Annotated in this window: 18 protein-coding genes; 16 read left to right on the top strand and 2 right to left on the bottom strand. The window is 68.9% G+C overall.

Annotated elements, in window-relative coordinates; all coding sequences use genetic code 11:
* Nucleotides 1–114: 114 nt before the first annotated feature.
* The 16 genes from ABD198_RS28535 (at nucleotide 115) to ABD198_RS28460 (ending at nucleotide 16,099) form a co-directional block, all read left to right on the top strand.
* On the top strand, nucleotides 115–1,317 hold the full coding sequence (locus ABD198_RS28535; RefSeq protein WP_344007254.1) for a hypothetical protein: 1,203 nt from the start codon (nucleotides 115–117) through the stop codon (nucleotides 1,315–1,317).
* The gene (locus tag ABD198_RS28530; RefSeq protein ID WP_344007252.1) at nucleotides 1,314–2,270 is read left to right on the top strand and encodes a thymidylate synthase; all 957 of its coding nucleotides are present in this window, start codon (nucleotides 1,314–1,316) and stop codon (nucleotides 2,268–2,270) included. Before ABD198_RS28535 ends, ABD198_RS28530 begins: the two co-directional genes overlap by 4 nt.
* 8 nt (nucleotides 2,271–2,278) lie before the next feature.
* Nucleotides 2,279–3,997, top strand: a complete 1,719-nt coding sequence (locus tag ABD198_RS28525; RefSeq protein ID WP_344007257.1) for a carbamoyltransferase family protein — start codon at nucleotides 2,279–2,281, stop codon at nucleotides 3,995–3,997.
* Complete coding sequence (locus tag ABD198_RS28520; RefSeq protein ID WP_344007250.1) at nucleotides 3,982–5,046, top strand: glycosyltransferase family protein; 1,065 nt, start codon at nucleotides 3,982–3,984, stop codon at nucleotides 5,044–5,046. Before ABD198_RS28525 ends, ABD198_RS28520 begins: the two co-directional genes overlap by 16 nt.
* A 96-nt stretch (nucleotides 5,047–5,142) precedes the next feature.
* Nucleotides 5,143–5,655 (top strand): P-loop NTPase family protein, encoded by a 513-nt coding sequence (locus ABD198_RS28515; RefSeq protein WP_344007248.1) that lies wholly within the window; start codon nucleotides 5,143–5,145, stop codon nucleotides 5,653–5,655.
* Between the two features lie 31 nt (nucleotides 5,656–5,686).
* Nucleotides 5,687–6,532, top strand: a complete 846-nt coding sequence (locus ABD198_RS28510) for a class I SAM-dependent methyltransferase (protein ID WP_344007246.1) — start codon at nucleotides 5,687–5,689, stop codon at nucleotides 6,530–6,532.
* On the top strand, nucleotides 6,529–7,290 hold the full coding sequence (locus tag ABD198_RS28505) for a phosphotransferase (protein ID WP_344007244.1): 762 nt from the start codon (nucleotides 6,529–6,531) through the stop codon (nucleotides 7,288–7,290). The genes ABD198_RS28510 and ABD198_RS28505 overlap by 4 nt, the downstream gene beginning before the upstream one ends.
* Entirely contained in the window at nucleotides 7,287–7,943 is a 657-nt protein-coding gene (locus ABD198_RS28500) for a histidine phosphatase family protein (protein WP_344007242.1), read from the top strand. The genes ABD198_RS28505 and ABD198_RS28500 overlap by 4 nt, the downstream gene beginning before the upstream one ends.
* Complete coding sequence (locus ABD198_RS28495) at nucleotides 7,940–8,776, top strand: aminoglycoside phosphotransferase/kinase family protein (protein WP_344007240.1); 837 nt, start codon at nucleotides 7,940–7,942, stop codon at nucleotides 8,774–8,776. The genes ABD198_RS28500 and ABD198_RS28495 overlap by 4 nt, the downstream gene beginning before the upstream one ends.
* A gap of 54 nt (nucleotides 8,777–8,830) precedes the next feature.
* Nucleotides 8,831–9,811 carry an NAD-dependent epimerase/dehydratase family protein gene (locus ABD198_RS28490; protein WP_244189286.1) on the top strand — a complete coding sequence of 327 codons (981 nt, stop codon included), beginning with the start codon at nucleotides 8,831–8,833 and terminating at the stop codon, nucleotides 9,809–9,811.
* A gap of 26 nt (nucleotides 9,812–9,837) precedes the next feature.
* The gene (locus ABD198_RS28485; protein WP_344007235.1) at nucleotides 9,838–10,959 is read left to right on the top strand and encodes an adenosylhomocysteinase; all 1,122 of its coding nucleotides are present in this window, start codon (nucleotides 9,838–9,840) and stop codon (nucleotides 10,957–10,959) included.
* 4 nt (nucleotides 10,960–10,963) lie between these two features.
* The gene (locus ABD198_RS28480; protein ID WP_344007233.1) at nucleotides 10,964–11,530 is read left to right on the top strand and encodes an NUDIX hydrolase; all 567 of its coding nucleotides are present in this window, start codon (nucleotides 10,964–10,966) and stop codon (nucleotides 11,528–11,530) included.
* Between the two features lie 22 nt (nucleotides 11,531–11,552).
* Nucleotides 11,553–12,341, top strand: a complete 789-nt coding sequence (locus ABD198_RS28475) for a 3-deoxy-manno-octulosonate cytidylyltransferase (protein ID WP_344007231.1) — start codon at nucleotides 11,553–11,555, stop codon at nucleotides 12,339–12,341.
* A 497-nt stretch (nucleotides 12,342–12,838) separates the two neighbouring features.
* The gene (locus ABD198_RS28470) at nucleotides 12,839–13,987 is read left to right on the top strand and encodes a class I SAM-dependent methyltransferase (RefSeq protein ID WP_344007229.1); all 1,149 of its coding nucleotides are present in this window, start codon (nucleotides 12,839–12,841) and stop codon (nucleotides 13,985–13,987) included.
* Between the two features lie 19 nt (nucleotides 13,988–14,006).
* Nucleotides 14,007–15,194 carry a bifunctional class I SAM-dependent methyltransferase/NUDIX hydrolase gene (locus ABD198_RS28465; RefSeq protein WP_344007227.1) on the top strand — a complete coding sequence of 396 codons (1,188 nt, stop codon included), beginning with the start codon at nucleotides 14,007–14,009 and terminating at the stop codon, nucleotides 15,192–15,194.
* Nucleotides 15,195–15,262: 68 nt separating this feature from the next.
* Nucleotides 15,263–16,099, top strand: coding sequence for a GNAT family N-acetyltransferase (locus tag ABD198_RS28460; RefSeq protein WP_344007225.1), 837 nt, complete (start codon nucleotides 15,263–15,265; stop codon nucleotides 16,097–16,099).
* Between the two features lie 139 nt (nucleotides 16,100–16,238).
* Here the strand turns inward: ABD198_RS28460 and ABD198_RS28455 are convergent, their stop codons facing one another.
* Together ABD198_RS28455 and ABD198_RS28450 are read right to left on the bottom strand one after the other, a co-directional pair.
* Nucleotides 16,239–16,646 (bottom strand): acyl-CoA thioesterase, encoded by a 408-nt coding sequence (locus ABD198_RS28455; protein ID WP_344007223.1) that lies wholly within the window; start codon nucleotides 16,644–16,646, stop codon nucleotides 16,239–16,241.
* 93 nt (nucleotides 16,647–16,739) lie between these two features.
* Nucleotides 16,740–17,066, bottom strand: a complete 327-nt coding sequence (locus tag ABD198_RS28450) for a hypothetical protein (RefSeq protein WP_344007220.1) — start codon at nucleotides 17,064–17,066, stop codon at nucleotides 16,740–16,742.
* Nucleotides 17,067–17,183 lie beyond the last annotated feature (117 nt).

Here is a 17,183-nt window from a genome sequence, read left to right as displayed (position 1 = left end):
CAACTACCACCGACCCCACACCGGCATCAGCGGCCGCCCACCAGCCAGCCGCGTCACCAACCTCTCCGAACAGCACAGCTAGCCCGGAACGGGCGCCCCAGCCTCGTGGTGGACTTGGCGACCGACCCGGCGGAGCGGTGCCCGGCTTCGGGCGTCGCGGGTGTGAACCTGTGCCCGCCGCCGACCGGTCTCTTCGACCTTTGCGGCGGCGTGGACGGGCTGAGGCCGCAGGACGATGGCCGCGTCGTTCGAGTCGGCGAGCACGAGGTTCAACTGGCCCGACTGATCCGCCTCGTGTCCGTTCTTTTGGAGACAAGCGGCGGGTGCACCCAGCCGTCGTGGCGATCCGTCGTGCGGGCGGAGACATGGTTGGACGGCGTCCTTACCGCCCTCCGGCCTCATACCGTCCTGGTCAGCAACGACACGAGCCCACTGGGTGCGTTGGCCGTACATGTGGCAGAGCTCCATGGGGCGAACACAGTGCACGTCCAGCACGGGGCCTGGACGGCGGAGGCGGTCGTATGGCCCGCGCTGCACAGCCGCCACATCGTGGTTATGGGCGAGCGGGATCTCCCCCTCGCAAAGGCGTGGGTGCGCCACCCTGACGCCGAAGTCCATGTCCTGGGCCAGCCCCGCTTCGATGCACTCGCTGGCGTCGGCCGCGAGACTCAGCGGCGCTATCTGGAAAATCTGCTGGCCCCCGGCCCGCGTCGCAGTCCTGCCCGTATCGCGGTGTGGGCCTGCCAGCCCTTCGGTCCTGACCGGCTCAAGGCCCAGGCCGACCTGCTGCTGGACGGTCTGTGGCAGGCCGGCAGCGACTGGGGCCTCGTCATCGCGCCGCATCCGGCACAGAGCGTCGACGTCTTCGCCCCCCTGCTCGAACGGGACGGTCGGCCGCTCCTGGCCGTGGCCGATCCCCGCGTCGGCGCTCGTGGATGCCTCGCCGGTGCCGACGCCCTGGCGAGCGCCTATTCGACGTGCGGCGTCGAAGCCGCGCTGGTGGGCGTGCCGGTGCTCGAACTGGGTTCGCCCGGCGAGCGCACGCTCGGACTCTCCGACCACGGCCTTGCACTGCGGTGCAGCACCGCCGATGACATCGCCGACGCTCTCGTCGCACTGCGCGGGCCGCGCCCGCCTGCCGACCGGGCGGCGACGGACGCGGTGTGCAGGTGGCGCGGTGACAGCGCAGCGCAAGTCGCATGCCTCATCACCCGCCCCTCGGGCGGCCGTGTCATGCGCCCCCACTACATCAACCACGACGATGCCCGCGCCGCCGAGTCCGGACGGCCGCAGGGCGAAGGAGTACCTGTCCGATGACACAGCTGACCGCCGACAGCGTCGCCGAACTCTTCATCGGCGCTGTCGCCCTGGCCAAGAGCGGCGAGAGGGTCAGCCCTCGCGGCATGGCGACCCGTGAGGTGCTAGATGTCCACATGCGGCTGACCCAGCCCCGGGCCCGCCTGCTGTACGCGCCGCCGACGCGCGTCATCAACCCCGCGTTCGCCGTGGCGGAGACCGTGTGGCACCTCTCCGGCTCGGACGCCCCGTGGATCTTCGATTACAACGCGCGCCTGCGGAAGTACGCCGACGACGGTGTCCTGCGGGGCGCGTACGGGCCGCGGATGCGGAAGTGGGCCGGGAACGTGGATCAGCTGAGCCGCGTCGTCGAGACCCTCAAGGAGGACCCCGACTCCCGCCGGGCCCTGATCCAGCTCTACGACCCGGCCCAGGACGCCGCCGGCCACAAGGACGTGCCCTGCACGCTGGGTTTCGGCTTCCATCTGCGCGCCGGCCGCCTGCACATGTCGACCACGATGCGTGGCCAAGACGTGTGGATCGGCATGCCGTACGACCTGTTCTTCTACACCGTGCTGCACGAGCTGGTCGCGGGCTGGCTCGGCGCCGAGCTGGGCGAGTTCCACCACCACGTGGGATCGCTGCACATCTACGATAACCATCTCAACCAAGCAGAAGAGCTGACCGCGGTGACCGCGAGCGCGGTCATGCCGGACCTCACCACACCGTGGCGGGGCTTCGACGATCTGCTCGACCAGGTCGAGGCCCGGGACGTGACCGGCCACCCGGGCTGGGACACGATGGCCGAGACACTGCGCAGCTACCGCATGTGGAAGGACGGCGCGCGCGAGCAGGCGTGGCGGGTCGCCGACAAGATCGAGGGGCCGCTGGGCGAGGCGCTCATCGCCTGGTACGGCGAGCTGAACCGCCGTGCCGGCGCCTCGACCGCGCGTGCGACGGCGGGGACGCGGTGATGGCCACCATGGACCGCGCGCCCTCGGTCATCCTCGGGCTGTGCTCCTTCACGCACGACTCCTCCGCTGCCCTGCTGGTAGACGGGGAGCTGATCGGCTTCGTGGAGGAGGAGCGCCTCTCTCAGCACAAGCACACCAAGGACTACCCCCGCCACGCCGTCGAGTGGCTGCTGAGGGAGGCCGGGCTCACCGGGGGCGACGTCGACGCCGTCGCCTACAACTTCCGGCCCGCCCACTACCTCGCCGAGTCCCCGGCAGCCCTGCGCATGGCTCTGTCGCCGACGACGCGCGACCGGGCGCTGCCGAGGGCTCAGGGCTTCGCCAAGGTGGCGGTGCGGACCCAGCTGCGCACCCGCGCCCTCGGCCGGCGGTTCCCCTCCTCCCGTGTCTCCCCCGTCCTGCACCACCGGGCCCACCAACTGACGGCCTTCGCCGCCTCAGGGTGGAACGAGTCCGCCGTGCTCATCGTGGACAGCCTCGGCGAGCGGCAGACCACCACCATCGCCCGTGGACACAACGCGCTCCACCCCTCCACCCGCACCCTGGAGGCGATAAACGACCCTGCCTCCCTGGGCTATGTGTACGGCGCGGTCACCGAGCACCTCGGGTGGCGCCGTGGTGACGAGGAGGGCACCGTGATGGCGCTCGCCGCCCTCGGCGATCCGGAGCAGTTCCGCCCACTTTTTGCCCGGGCCCTGCGCACAACACCCACGGGCTTTTCGGTCGACCCCGCCTACTTCCCACCGCGCGTGCTGACCTCGGGCTACCCGAGGACCTCTCGCCGCTTCATGGACGAGACGTGCCCCGAGCGCCACCCGAGCGAGCCGATCCAAGACGTCCACCGGGATTTGGCCGCCGCCCTCCAGGAGCGCACCGAGCAGGTGATGCTGCATCTGGCCCGCAGGGCCCGGATGATCACCAGATCGCGCCGCCTGTGTGTCGGCGGTGGAGTCGCCACGAACTGCGTGAGCATCGGGCGGATCATCGAGGCCGGAATTTTCGACGAAGTCTTCGTCCCGCCCGCCCCGGGCGACGCCGGCACCGCGATCGGGGCCGCCATCGCCGCACACACCGGCAGCCGCAGCCGGCGACCCGTGTCCGGCGTCGCCCGGGCCTGCTATCTCGGCCCGTCGTACCAGCACCAGGCCCTTGACCTCACGCCATGGCCCGGGCTCCAGCAGAAGACGCTAGGCGTGGACTCCGCCGAGTTCCTCGCCGACCAGCTTGCCCACGGCATGATCGTCGGGCTCTTCCAGGGACGAGTCGAAGCCGGCCCCCGCGCCCTTGGGAATCGCTCGATCCTCGCCTCTCCATTGGAGCCCGGGGTCGTCGAGCGTCTGAACGCCACCGTGAAGTTCCGGGAGCCGTTCCGCCCCTTCGCTCCCATGGTCCTGGCCGAACGCGCCGCGGAGTTCTTCACCCTCGGCCAAGAGGCGCCGTACATGTCGATGGCGTCCGGCGTAACCGACGAGGCGCGCGAGCGCGTGCCGGCCATCGTGCACGCCAACGGCACCTCCCGCCTCCAGACCGTCACCCGGTCGCAGAACGCGTTCATGCACGACGTGCTGAGCGCCTTCGCCCGCCGTACTGGGGTGCCGGTGCTGATCAACACCTCCCTCAACGTCAAGGGCAAGCCGATCTGCGGAACACCAGAGATGGCGCTGGACTGCCTGGCCAACTCCGGACTGGACGCCCTGCTGCTGGAAGGTCGGTGGATCACAAAGTGAAGATCGGATACAGCTTCTGGGGATTCCTCGGCAACGGAATCACCGACACCCCAGACGGGGGCCGCAGCCACCGCCGGCCCCTGATCGACGCTCTCCTCGGCCGCGGCCACGAGATCGTCTTCCTACAGGCCAACCGCGACCTGATCGAGGCCGGCGACGACCTCGGCAACGCCTACGCCTTCCACAGCGGCACCCCGGACATCGACGTCCTGTTCCTGGAGTGGCGCTGGGCAATCGACGGGCGCAACACCACCCCGTGCGGCACCGAGGGGCACACCTGCGACCTGCACCGCCAGACAGAGCTGGTCACCTGGTACACAGTTCGGCTCGGCACCCCGACCGTGATCTGGGATAAGGACCGCCAGCTCCGGCCGGACAGCGTGTGGCGGCGTATCCGCCAAACCACTGTGTGCGAGGCCGCTCTCGAACCTACGGCGAACGCCCACCGCCTGCTCTTCCCGGTCGACGACCGTCTCCTCGATGAGGCGGATCCGATCGTGCTCGCCAAGAAGCCCAGGGATCTCGTCCTCGGGTACGTCGGCAACCAGTACGACCGCGACCAGCATTTTGACCGCTTCTTCGCGCCGGCCGCAGCACGCTTCGATCACCTGGTCGGGGGCAAGTGGACCAAGACCGATCGCTGGCCGCACGTCCGGTTCCTCGGCAGGCTCCCCTTCGAGGCGGTCCACGCGGTGTATGGCAGGTCTCTGGCAACCGTGCTGATGCTGCCGGAGCGGTACGCCGTCGTCGGGCAGATGACGCAGCGGATCTTCGAGGCCGTCCTCGCCGGCTGCCTGCCGCTCGCCCCTGCCGACATCCTGCACGCGGACCGCTTCGTGCCCAAGGATCTGATCGTCAGCTCCGGCAGCGAGGTGATCGAGCGGCTCGCCCACCTCCAGCGGATCGCCGGCACCCAGCAGCACGCGGACCTGATCGCGGCCTGCCTGGACCGCCTGGACCTGTTCCGCCTGAGTCGGCAGGTAGACGCGTTGGAAGCCGTCCTGGACACGGCCGCCAGCCCCGTAGATATGGAACGGGGAGCGGCGTGATGCAGCTGGCTTCCCAGGCCATGGCACCTCGATCATCCGAACGTGTCCGACCGGCCGGCCCGACCGGGCACCCGAGCGCCTCTACGCTGGAGCACCATGAAGAAGGTCGCCATCGTCGGCTGCGGAGGCAGCGGCAAGTCCTACCTGGCACGCGAGCTGGGCAGGATCCTCGACGCCCCGGTCACGCACCTGGACGCCGCGTTCTACGACGACGCGTGGAACGCGCTGCCCATGGAGAAGTTCGCCGCCCTGCAGCGGGACCTGGTCGCGCAACCGAAGTGGGTGATCGACGGCAACTACAACTCCACCTTGCAGATCCGGCTCGAAGCCTGCGACACAGTGGTCCTCATGGACGTCTCGACCGTGGCCGCGCTGTACGGGATCTTCTCCCGCCAGATCCGGCACGGGGCAGGGCACAAGGGCAACGGGGTGCACAACCGCATCCACTGGGGCGTGATCAAGTACGTGGCGACGTACCGCCGCAAGATGCGCCCGCGCGTCATGGCCAAGATCGAGGAATTCGCCTCGGGCCGTGCCGAGGTGGTGCTGCTGCGCAACCGGCGACAGACGCACCGCTGGCTGCGCAAGGTCGCCGCCGAGCACCGCTGAGCGCTCCGCGCCCCCGAGGGGAGGGTGCGGCATGAGCGGCGCCAACCCCTTCCTGGACCCCGCGCGGCAAGCGGAGCTGTATGGGCACGCCTCGCGGCTGGCCGGCCGGTCAAATGCCCTGATGCGGGCGAAAACCTCCGGACACCCGGTACCAGACACGATCGTGCGCCTGGTGCGCGCCCACCACGAGCGGGCAGACAAGCTCGGCCTGGTCTTGGACGTCGGCTGTGGTCGCGGTACAAGCAGTCTGGCCCTGGCCCAGCAACTCCGGCCGCAGCGGGTACTCGGTCTCGACGCGGCTCCGGCCTTGATCGAACAGGCCCTACACCGCGCTCAACGGCTCCCCGACGTCCCAGTCAGCTTCCTCATGGGCAACTTCCACCAACTGCCGCTTCCTGCCCAGTCATTCGACGTCGCTGTCGCAGCCTTCTGCCTTTACCACTCACTGCAGCCTCAGACGGTGGTCGCGGAGATGAAGCGGGTGCTGGCTCCGGGAGGGCTGGCCGTGCTCGTCACGAAGGGACTCGACAGCTACCGGGAGATGGACCAGCTGGTCGCTGCCGCCGGCCTCGACCCGCGGGCCGAGCAGCACGAGAGCCTGTACATCTCGGCGCACAGCGACAACCTCGCCCACCTGGCCGCCGTGTCGCTCGACGTACTCGCTGTGGAGCACGAGGAGCACCACTTCACCTTCGACGGACACGACCACGTGGCGGAGTACCTGGCCACCAACCCGAAGTACGACCTCGCCCCGGGCCTTTACGGCAATCCTGGTGCGCTCGCGGCAACACTGCATGAGTTCCTGCCGGACCGACCCCTCACCACCAAGTCCCTCGTCACCTTCGTGGTGGCCCAGTCAGGGGGAGGACGGTCGTGAGCGTTCGCCAGTTCACCAAGCACTACGAGACCCCCGGCCGGGTGGCCTCGGCAGCCCGCCATCACGCCTGGCTCGTCGAGCACGCACCGCCGCTGCGGCTTCCGGCGCTGACGGTGGTGGGGCCGACGAGCCTGACATACGAGTGGATCGACGGCCGTCCTGCCCGGACCGAGGACCTGCCGGCCCTGGCTGGGTTGCTGGGCGATGTCCACGGGGCCGCCTGGACCACCGACCTCCGGCCGGCCGCGCTCAACAGGCCCCACCGTTTCCGTGACGGCATCGCGTTCGGCGACTACATCGGTCCCCGGCAGGCTGCCCTGCGAAGAAGGCTGGAACAGGGGTACCTGCCGGACCGCGCCGCCCTCCACGCAATGCTGACGCTGCTGGAGAAGACCGCCGAGGGGCCGACCGCCTTCTACAAGGACAGCAACCCGCGCAACTTCATCCTCACCGAGGCCGGAGAGATCTACACGGTCGACACCGACGATCTGACGCTTGCGCCGATGGGTTACGACCTGGCCAAGCTGATCGCGACGCTGGTCCTGACGTACGGGCCTTTGCCGGCTCCAGCCATTGACTCGGCCCTGCGCGCCTACAACGAGGCCGCCGTACGCCACGACCCCCAGCTTGGCATCACGGATCGCGAGCGGCTCGACGACTTCCTCGCCCTGCACGCCGTGCTGACCGCTCCGTACGCCGGGCGCAACGGCTACCGCTACAGCTGGTCGCCCCGACCCTGCCCCCGAGGATCCGCATGATCACCACCGAACTCGTCTTCGTCCGCCACGGCGAAGCCCAGTGCAACGTCGACGGCCTGGTAGGCGGCCCGCGCACCTGCACCGGGCTTACCAACCGCGGATACGCCCAGACCGAACGGGTCGCGCTTCGCCTCGCCACCGAGCACCGCGACAAGCCGTTCGACGCCCTGTACGCCGGCCCGCGCCTCCGCCTGCGCCAGACCGGCGAGATCATCAGCCAGGCCCTCAACCTCCCCATGTCCACCGACGACCGCCTCGACGGTCCGGTCCACGGTGCCGCCGACGGCAGACCCTGGGCCGAGGTGAAAACCGCCGCCGATGGCGGGCCGCACGCCCACCCGGACACGCCCTGGGCTGCTGGATCCGACACGTGGAACGGCTACCTGGAGCGGGCAGGCGGCCTCCTACGGGAGCTCATCGACCATCACGAGGGTGAGCGCATCCTGTTCGCCGCGCACGGCGAGACCGTGATCGTCGCCCACACCCTGCTCCTGGGAATCCTGCTCGGATCTCCGGCCGGGTTCACGGTCTCTCACGGGTCCATCACCCGGTGGCAACACCACCTCAACCGGCTTGGGCAGAGACGGTGGATGCTCGACTGCCACAACGACACCGAGCACCTGGCCGCCTTATCGCAGGAGGCTGTCGCGTGATCACGCTGTCCGATGATCCGCGGCTGAGCCTGGCACGCGGCGCGCTGGGAGCGGTCCGGATCGTGCACGATCCGACTCTCCCGCCCCGAGTCCTGCGTCTTGTCGACGCCGACGGCAATGAGTTCTTCGCCAAGCAGCACAGCGAACGCGACCGATACATCCGAGAACTCCATGCCTATCTCGCCTGGGGAGCTCACCTGATCGGGCACGTCCCCCGAGTGGTGGGCCGACAGGACAGAACATGCACCCTGCTGCTCACCGCGGTGCGCGGCGTACGGGCGGATGCGGTCGCCCCCGGGTCGCCGGAGGAGGAACAGGCTCACTACGAGGCCGGGCGCGTCCTGGGCAAGCTCCACCACGCCACCTCGGTACCGCGTACCGGCGCCGTCGGCACGGAACTCGCCCAGCGGCTACGCGACTGGATCGTCCGTGCAGACCGGGCCGGCCTCATCTCCACGGCCGAACGCGACCGCATGAGCCACAGCGCGGACGTCCTGGCGAACACGCTCATGGACAGCGCGGTGTGCCACCTCGACTACCAGCCGCGGAACTGGCTCCTTGGGGACGCCTTCGGAATGTGCGACTTCGAGCACATGCGCCGGGACGCCCGCATCCGCGACTTCGCCCGGCTCGAATTCCGCCGCTGGCAGGCCGCTCCCCACCTCCGCACGGCTTTCTTCGCCGGATACGGAACGCCGCTGAACGACACCGAACAGCGACTGCTGGAGTCCTTCGGTGCGATCGAGGCCGTCACCGCCCTGGTCCGCGGACACGAGCAGGACGATCTCGCCCTCAGCAGCCACGGCCGCACCGTTCTCGCCCGGCTCGCCTGAACTACAACCCTCCTCGGATTCCTGGAGAACTCCGTGTCACAGCACGCATCCCACATGACCACCACCGTGCCCCGCCGGGCTGTGGTGACCGGCGACGCCGGCTTTATCGGCTCCCACCTCGCGCAGGCCCTCGTCCAGGCCGGCGCCGTCGTCGTCGGCGTCGACCGTCGTGACCCTGCCACCGACCCCACGGCCGCAGCCAACCTGGCCGCCCTGCAGAGGCTCCCGGGGTACATGCACGTCACCGCTGACCTCCTCAACTGCGCGATCGAGCCGCTACTCGTGGACGCGAACGCCGTCTTTCACCTGGCCGGCATCCCCGGGGTACGCCCCTCCTGGGGGCCGAAGTTCAGCGAGTACGTCGCCTCCAACGTCCTCGCCACCCACCGCGTCATGGACGCCGTCACCCGTATGGGTGTTCCCCGGCTGGTGGTGGCCTCGTCCTCCAGCGTCTACGGCCCCACCGAGGGCGGTCCGAGCGTAGAAACCGACCGGCCACAGCCGGCATCCCCGTACGCGGTCACGAAACTCGCCGAGGAGCAGCTCTGCCTCGCGCACTCCGCCCAGGCCCATTGCCCCACCAGCGTCGTCGCTCTGCGGTACTTCACCGTTTACGGCCCCCGGCAGCGCCCCGACATGTTCACGCACCGCGCCCTCACGGCCGCCCTGACCGGCCAGTCACTACGTCTGTACGGAGACGGTCACCAGCGCAGGGACTTCACGTACATCGACGACGCAGTCGCCGCCACCATCGCCGCGGCCACGATCCCGACCGCCAGCGGAGTGATCAACGTCGGGGGTGGTTCGAGCGCCTCCCTGCTGGAAGTGATCAACATTGCGAACAGCCTCTCCGGTCGCGAGATCCAGGTTCACCAGGAAAACCCCCGCAGCGGCGACGTCCTCACCACCCGCGCCGACCCCGGCCGCGCCCATGAGGTCTTGGGCTGGCAGCCCCAGGTCGACCTTCACAACGGCATGCGAGCCCACATGCAGGCGCTGGCCGCCGAGACCGCCGCGTACGGCCGCGCGGCATAACCAGCGGGACACCAGGAGGAGTTGCAGTGGAGAGTCCTGAAAGGGCGCGACTGGAAGCCTTTTTCCGGCAGATCACAACACGGTTCCCCGCTGGCGAGCACGTCACCACGCTGATCATCACGCACCTGCTCTCCGAGCGGCCGGCGTTCCTCCGCGCAATGGCCGCGACGTCCACGGTCGGTGCTGTACTACCCAAGCCCAGGTCCGTCGACCAGCCGACGCTGGAGAAGGTCCGACGTGCCTTCACCATCCATGACCTGAACCGAGAACTGTTTGCCGACTCGACCTGGGCGTTGGAGTACCTGGAGGACACAGCAGGCGGCCGGAACGTCATCCTGATAGACATCGGCGGCTACTTCGCGCCGTGCCTCGACACCCTGGTAGAGAAGTTCTCCGGCCGTGTCCTCGGCGTCGTCGAGGACACCGAGAACGGACACCAGCGGTACGCGGCACTCGACCGCCTGCCCTGCCCGGTCGTCTCGGTGGCCCGCTCCCCGCTGAAGGACTGCGAGGACCACCTAGTGGGCCGGTCCATCGTCTTCTCGACCGACGCCCTCGTACGCGCCCGCGGCGACATTCTGACCAGCCGAAATGCCTGCGTCATCGGGTTCGGCAAGGTCGGCCGGGCCATCGCTCAGACGCTGCGCGCCCAAGACCTACGCGTCACCGTCCACGACACCGATCCAGTCAAGAGAGTGCAGGCGCATTCCCAAGGCTTCCGTACGAGCGCGTCGACGGCCGAGGCGCTGCGGGAGGCGGAACTCGTCCTGTGTGCCACCGGCAACCTCGCCCTCCGCCAGGGCGATTTCTCCGCCCTGCGCAACGGGGCGTACCTCGCCTCGGTAACGTCCTCAGAGGACGAACTTGAACTCGGCAGCCTCCATGGCCTCTACAAGCGCACCCCGGTCAGCGAGCATCTGACGCGCTACGAGATCACGGGCCACTACTTCTACGTCCTCGCTGACGGCGGCGCCGTCAACTTCGTGCACGGCGCCGCCGTCGGCTCATACATCCATCTCGTTCAGGCCGAGATACTCGCCGCCACCGCGGCCCTCAGCCACGGCCGCTTCCAGTCCGGTCTCCACGAAATGGCCGCACCCGACCGCCAGGCCATCGCCAGGATCTGGTTCGACTACTTCGACAGGTGATTCCATGCCGCCTTCCCCCGACCACATCCGTGCCACCGTTGAGGGGTACCTCACCCGCCACCCGTCCGAGCGGGACGCCCTGGCTGCGCTCTTCGTCGCCCTTACCGGCGGGGACGATCCGACCAGCCGCAAGACCTTTTTCACGCACATCACGTGCAGCGCCATCGTCATCGACAGCAGCGACCGGGTGCTCCACATTCAGCACAACGCCACGGGCAAGGCTCTCGCGCCCGGTGGCCACAACGAGCCAAGGGACAAAGACCTTCCCGGTGCCGCCCTTCGTGAACTGGGCGAGGAAGTCGGCATTCCTCGCGATGCCGTCGTCCCCCTCCCCGGCTTTGAGACCGTGCCGCTGGACATCGACGTACACGACATCGCCGCCAACCCCGCGAAGGGCGAGCCGGCACACCAGCACGTCGACTTCCGCTGGGCCTTCCTCCTCCGGGCCGAACACGCCGTGACGCTTCAAACCGAAGAGGTCAGCGGATACGAGTGGCGGTCCTTCGAGGACTCTGCCTCGCCGACCGTCCGCGCCAAGCTGGCCCTCCTCCCCCGCCCCACCCATTCCTGACACTCACCGACGGGAGTACGCCGTGGCAGTCACCACCGCCGCACCGCCGAGCACCGCGCGCCGCCACCACATAGCGGTCATCCCGTGCCGCTGGGGAGCCTCCCGATTTCCAGGAAAGCCCCTTGCGCAGCTCGGGGACAAGCCGCTGCTGTGGCACGTCCACCAGCGCTGCCTGGAGGCAGAGCGCCTCGACGGGGTGGTGGTCGCCACCGATGACGAGCGCATCGAGGAGGTGTGCCACCGCCTGGGCATCGAGTGCATGCGGACCGGAGAACACCTCACCGGCACGGACCGCGTCGCGGAGTGCGCAGAACGCCTGCCCGCAGACGCCTACATCAACGTCCAGGGGGACGAGCCGTTCATCTCCCCCACCGCGATTGACGCTGTCTCCCGAGCCATGGAGCACCTGGCACCCAGAGCCCTGGCAGTGAACGCATACACGGAGCTGGACGACGCCGGTGCCGTCCTGGACCACAACGTCGTCAAGGTCGTCGTCGACGCCGAGCACAACGCCCTCATGTTCTCCCGGCAGCCGATCCCCTACCCGCGCGGTGACCGGCCGAGGTACCTGCGTCAGCTCGGTCTCTACGGCTTCACCCGAACGGCCCTCGACACGTTCCGGCGTCTCCCTCAGGGGCCGCTGGAACGTGCCGAAGGCGTGGAGATGCTGCGCTTCATCGAGCATGGCCACGACGTACGGATGCTCGGCGTCGCGGACGATGGGTTGGCGGTCGACACTCCCGAGGACCTCGCAAGGGCCGGCACCTTGTTGCAGACCCACACCGAGCAAGCGATCGCCCGCTTCTCCTGATGACCGCGGTCGACCGCCGTTCCCTGGATCCGGCGCTCTGCTCACACGCTTCGACGAGACCGCGCCCGTCCCCGGCGCCGCAGCAGCAGCATGCTCGGCGTTTTGGCCACCGCCGCTCCGACCTCTGACCCTGGGGCCGCAAGGGTCGATTCGCCGCCGCCGGATACGACCGTGTCCGTGTCCTCACCGCGGACGCCGAGTATCTGCCCGCCGATGTCGTCCCCGAAGGCGGATTCGACGCGGTGATCGTCACGGTCGACACCTGGGATCTGCCGTGGATCACCATGGTCGCGGAGGGCGGACGCCTCGTCGCCCCGCTACGCCTCCACCAGTACGTTTGGTCCATTGGGTTCACGAAACACGACGGTGCACTCATCAGTGAGGAGCCACTCACCGTGTGCGGCTTCGTCCCCATGCAAGGCGCCGGCGCATGGGAACCGAATCTACGCACCATCCCAGGCTGCGGCATCCGCCTTGCCTTCGAGGACGGAACGCCCATGCCCGTCGACCAGCTGGCCCCGGCCTTCGGTATGGCGCCCTCAACGGTCCGTACGCACGTCACCGTCGGGGGTGAGGAACCCTTCGACTCCCTCACCCTCTATCTGGCCGGGGCTCTCCCCGGCTTCTGCCGCCTGTCCGTCGACCCGGACCACGACACCGGCCTCGTCAGTCCCCCACCCCCGCACTGGCCCGGCGCGGCCATGGTGCGTGGGAGGTCACTCGCCCGTCTGGCACACGAGCGGATCGGAGACAGCGAAAACGGCAACGGCGCCTACGAGTTCGTCATCCACGGCTACGGACCGGCCGGTCACCTGGCGGCCACAGAAATGGCCGAGCACGTCCGGCACTGGCAGCGCAACCACCGCGCCGCACCCTGCCCGCACATCACGGTCCAGCCCAAGGACGCCACCGGACCGACCGGCGCCTATACCGACGGCCTGCACGTGTTCCATAAGAAACACACGCGGATCAAGATCGACTGGCCCGTCATTCCCGGCGAAGCAGCGCCTGCAGCCCTTGCCGACGTCCAAGACCATGAGCCCTGCTGTCCTGCCCGCTCGCAAAGCGGCCGAGTGGCGACCGTGCCGGCCACCGCCGACTACTGGGAGCCGCTCTGGGCCGGCGGACGCCGGTATCGCGAGGTCACCAGCACCGAGGCAGCGATGCTGGCCGACCATGTCGGACCGGGCCACGGACGCCCGGCACTCGACATCGGCACCGGCGAGGGTTCACTCGCCCGCCACCTTCCCCAGCTCGGTTACCGCACCATCGGCATCGACTTCGCGCCCAGCGCCATCGCCGCGGCCCGCAACACCCAGCGGGGCGACGGGCCAGCCTGGCATCTGATGGACTTCGTCTCCGACGACCTCAGCGCCCTGCCGGATGCCGCGTATGCGATCGTCACCTGCCGCCTGGTCTACCGGTGGATCGACGACAAGGCGGCCTTCCTCGACCGCGTCCGACAGGTCCTGGCGCCCGGCGGGACCTTCTGGGTCGTCACCGAACTCGCCGGCCGCCGCGAGGAGGACGATCCGTACAGGCACCTCGGGATCACACCCGCCGAGGCCGAAATCCTCACCGCGGGCTGGTCCGTAGTACGCACCGCCGATCTCGACGTGCTGCGCTGCTATGCACTCCGCCCCTGAACTGAGCACGGAGGTCGACGTGTTGGACATCGAGCATCAGACCCGCCTCGCCTGGGACACCTATGGAAAGCACCACCTGGAGCGCGCCACTCCCCTGCCGGAAGTGGAACGGATCAGCTGGGGCCCTGCAGCGAACGGGCCCGGGGACGCCCTCCTCGGGGACGTCGAGGGCCTGCGGGTCCTGGACATCGGCTGCGGCCCTGGTCGGCACGCCGCCCACCTGGCCCGCACCTACGGAGCGCAGGTGGACGGCGTCGATGCTTCCCTCAGCCAGATCGAGCGAGCGCGTGCCCGCTACCTCGATGTACCGGACCTGCGGCTGGTGCACGCCGACGCTGTCGAGTACCTGGGCGCGACAGCCCCGTACGACGTGATCTACTCCCTCAGCACCTTCCACTTCCTCGACCCGCACCGGCTCCTGCCCGCCCTGGCCACCGCCGTCAAACCGGGCGGACGGCTGTGCTTCACCGTGCTGCACACCAACTCCGCCGGCGATGGCCCCGCCTCGACCGTCACCCCACGCCCGGAGATCCTGCGCCTGGCCGGCGGCGACGATCTCACCGTGCACATGTGGGTGCTCACACCCGAGTTGTGGGAAGAGCTGCTCGTGCACTACGGGTTCCGCGTGCGGGGCATCACCGTCCTCGACGCACCGGAGAAGAACAACCACGCCTCCTACCGACTGTTCCAGGTCCACCGGCCGGCCCGGATCACCGCCCGTCCCCGCACCGCGAAGCCACCCGTCGCCCACGCGGCCGTCGGCGTCGGGGCAGTGCTGCTCGGACCCCAGGGCCTCCTCCTTGGCCGACACCGGCTGGGCACACGGGAGCTGCCCGGCGGGACCGTGGAGCCGGGCGAGTCACTGCAAGAGGCAGTCGTGCGCGAACTCGCCGAGGAGACCGGTCTGTGCGCCGACCCGGCCGACGTCCGTCTTCTCGGCATGTTCCTCGACCAGGTTGGCGACGTCGTCCGCATCACCTTCGGCGCGCTCGTCACCCACTGGCAGGGCGAGCCGGCCGACCAGCCTGGCGAGAGTGTCGGAGACTGGCGCTGGTGGCCGCTGGATGCCCTGCCGCCGGACCTATTCGAATGCAGCGCCCAGATCCTCACAACCTGGCGCCCGGACCTCCCCATCGACCACGCCCCCGCCCGCTTCTCGCCCATCACCGACCCGCACACGACCGCCTCCGCGTCATCCCAGCCCTGACTGAGGCGGGCCTCGCCCGGTGAACCCCCTACCGCCTCACCCATCGCCGAATCAACAGGACCGATCCCGTGACCACTCCCCGCCGTGCCACGCCCGCCGATGCCGAAGGCATCACCTGCCTGCGGTCCGAGCTGATCCTCTCCCAGCCGCTCACCCCTGACTGGCTGGCCCTGTGCCGAGACCAACTGATCGAACGCCTCCAGGCTCACGGCGATGCCCGGGCCTACGTCGTCGAAGCACCCGAGGGAGGACTCGTCACCTGCGCCCTGGCAGTCGTCAGCCCCGTACTGCCCGCACCCCGGTATCCCAAGGGACTGGCCGCACGCATCCAAGCCGTGGCCACCCGGCCCGGGTACCGACGTCGCGGCTACGCCAAAGCCGCCCTCACCGCGCTCCTCAACGACCTGGAGCAGGAAGACATCACCCTTTTCGAACTGCACGCCAGTGACGAATCCAGGTCTCTGTACGAGGGGCTCGGATTCGTCAGCGATCCAGCACTGATGCGCAGAACCGCACTACCTCCGCAATCCCGCGGTCAGCACAGGTTCGGCGCTCTGACCGACGACTGGGACACGATCCAGCGTCTGGCCGACACGTTCAGCCGTCTCGATGCCGAGAACGGACTCGCGCCAGAGGAGCAATGGACCCTGCAAGTGCTCAAGCTCGCGGAAGAGGTTGGCGAGGCTGCGCAGGCCGTCATCGGAGCCCGGGGCACCAATCCGAGAAAAGGGCACAGCCACACGTGGACAGACGTCCAAGACGAGGTGGTCGACGCTGTCATCACTGGCATGGTCGCCCTCGCACGACTGCGTCCCGACGCACGTGAATACTTCACTGCCGTCCTGGCCCGAAAAGCCGCGAAGTTCCTTCCGTCACAGGATTCCGGCGACGAGCTGCTTCGCTGACGTAGCCCTGCCACGTGCTCCCGCTTCTCAACGTGCTCAACCGCCTCTCCCGGCAGTGACGGATGCGGCCAGAGACGCATGGGCCCCGGCTGGACGTCGTCAGCCGGGGCCTGCATGCATGCAGAGACAGCGCAGCAGTTCAGGACTCGGTGTAGCGAGCGAGGAAGTCCAGCTCGGCTTGAGAGATCCGCCGCGGCCTGCCGGTCTCCAGGTTGTACGCGGCCATCAAGGTCGTGGCTTCGGCATACAGATGGTCCGCGTCACGGATTTCGTAGGCAAGTTCCAGCCTCGCCCCCCGGCAGGTGACGACCCTGACGTGCACGTCAACGGGCTCCTCGCGGTAGGACAGGGGAGCGCGGTAGTCCACGATGGAGCGGCTGACCACGAATGCGTGCTGGCGGCGGCCGGCTTCGTCGGTGGGCAGCATCTCCTGGAACATCCGGGTCCTCGCCTCCTCCATGTACCGGGGGAAGAGTGCGTTATTAACGTGCCCGTACGCGTCCGCGTCGGCCCAGCGCAACGGGAGGGCATAGGTGTACTTCTTCACGAGAAAGGTCTTCCTGTGTGTGGAGGCAGACGGCATGGGGGCCACTGATGCTGTCGGCGGGCGGCTCTGAGCGAGGCCATCCATCTCGGTCCTTCAGCCTGCCATGCAGCTCTTCGGCGACTCGGCATTGCCTTCCTGAACCTGCTGCAGGACATCGCGGAGCACACGCTGCTCGGTGTCGCGCTCGTCGAGGAGCTGCCCGATGCGAACGCTTGCCGCCGCAGGATCGGCCGGCAGCGCAGCGCGCACCAGCTGACGCATCTCAAGGAGGCACGCGCCCTCTACCGCGTGCCTGGGCACGCGAGCGATAACGGTGGCCGGCGAGACATGGGTGACGGACCAACAACCGGTCGTCTCTTCGGTGGCCCAGACCACGGTGCGCTTGTCCGGCGCAAGCGTCAGGTGGACGTCGGAACCCACGGTCCCGCTGATGGCCGGCAGGGGGACGCCGTTGTCCCCCGCTAGGGTCCGTCTTCAAACGGATCTTGCCCAGAGTAGGAATGACGCGAGCGAGACCGCTGCTTCGTAGGAGGTGGC

Source organism: Streptomyces thermocarboxydovorans (assembly GCF_039524635.1).
Taxonomy (GTDB): Bacteria; Actinomycetota; Actinomycetes; order Streptomycetales; family Streptomycetaceae; genus Streptomyces; species Streptomyces thermocarboxydovorans.
The sequence above is the reverse complement of the archived record's forward strand: the minus strand, read 5'-3'. Positions and strand labels throughout refer to the sequence as shown.

Bases quoted from the DNA above. Each gene is read 5' to 3' on its own strand.
- ABD198_RS28470 (WP_344007229.1), top strand. From the start codon at position 12,839: ATGCCCGTCGACCAGCTGGCCCCGGCCTTCGGTATGGCGCCCTCAACG.
- ABD198_RS28500 (WP_344007242.1), top strand. From the start codon at position 7,287: ATGATCACCACCGAACTCGTCTTCGTCCGCCACGGCGAAGCCCAGTGC.
- ABD198_RS28525 (WP_344007257.1), top strand. From the start codon at position 2,279: ATGGACCGCGCGCCCTCGGTCATCCTCGGGCTGTGCTCCTTCACGCAC.
- ABD198_RS28530 (WP_344007252.1), top strand. From the start codon at position 1,314: ATGACACAGCTGACCGCCGACAGCGTCGCCGAACTCTTCATCGGCGCT.
- ABD198_RS28515 (WP_344007248.1), top strand. From the start codon at position 5,143: ATGAAGAAGGTCGCCATCGTCGGCTGCGGAGGCAGCGGCAAGTCCTAC.
- ABD198_RS28510 (WP_344007246.1), top strand. From the start codon at position 5,687: ATGAGCGGCGCCAACCCCTTCCTGGACCCCGCGCGGCAAGCGGAGCTG.
- ABD198_RS28490 (WP_244189286.1), top strand. From the start codon at position 8,831: ATGACCACCACCGTGCCCCGCCGGGCTGTGGTGACCGGCGACGCCGGC.
- ABD198_RS28480 (WP_344007233.1), top strand. From the start codon at position 10,964: ATGCCGCCTTCCCCCGACCACATCCGTGCCACCGTTGAGGGGTACCTC.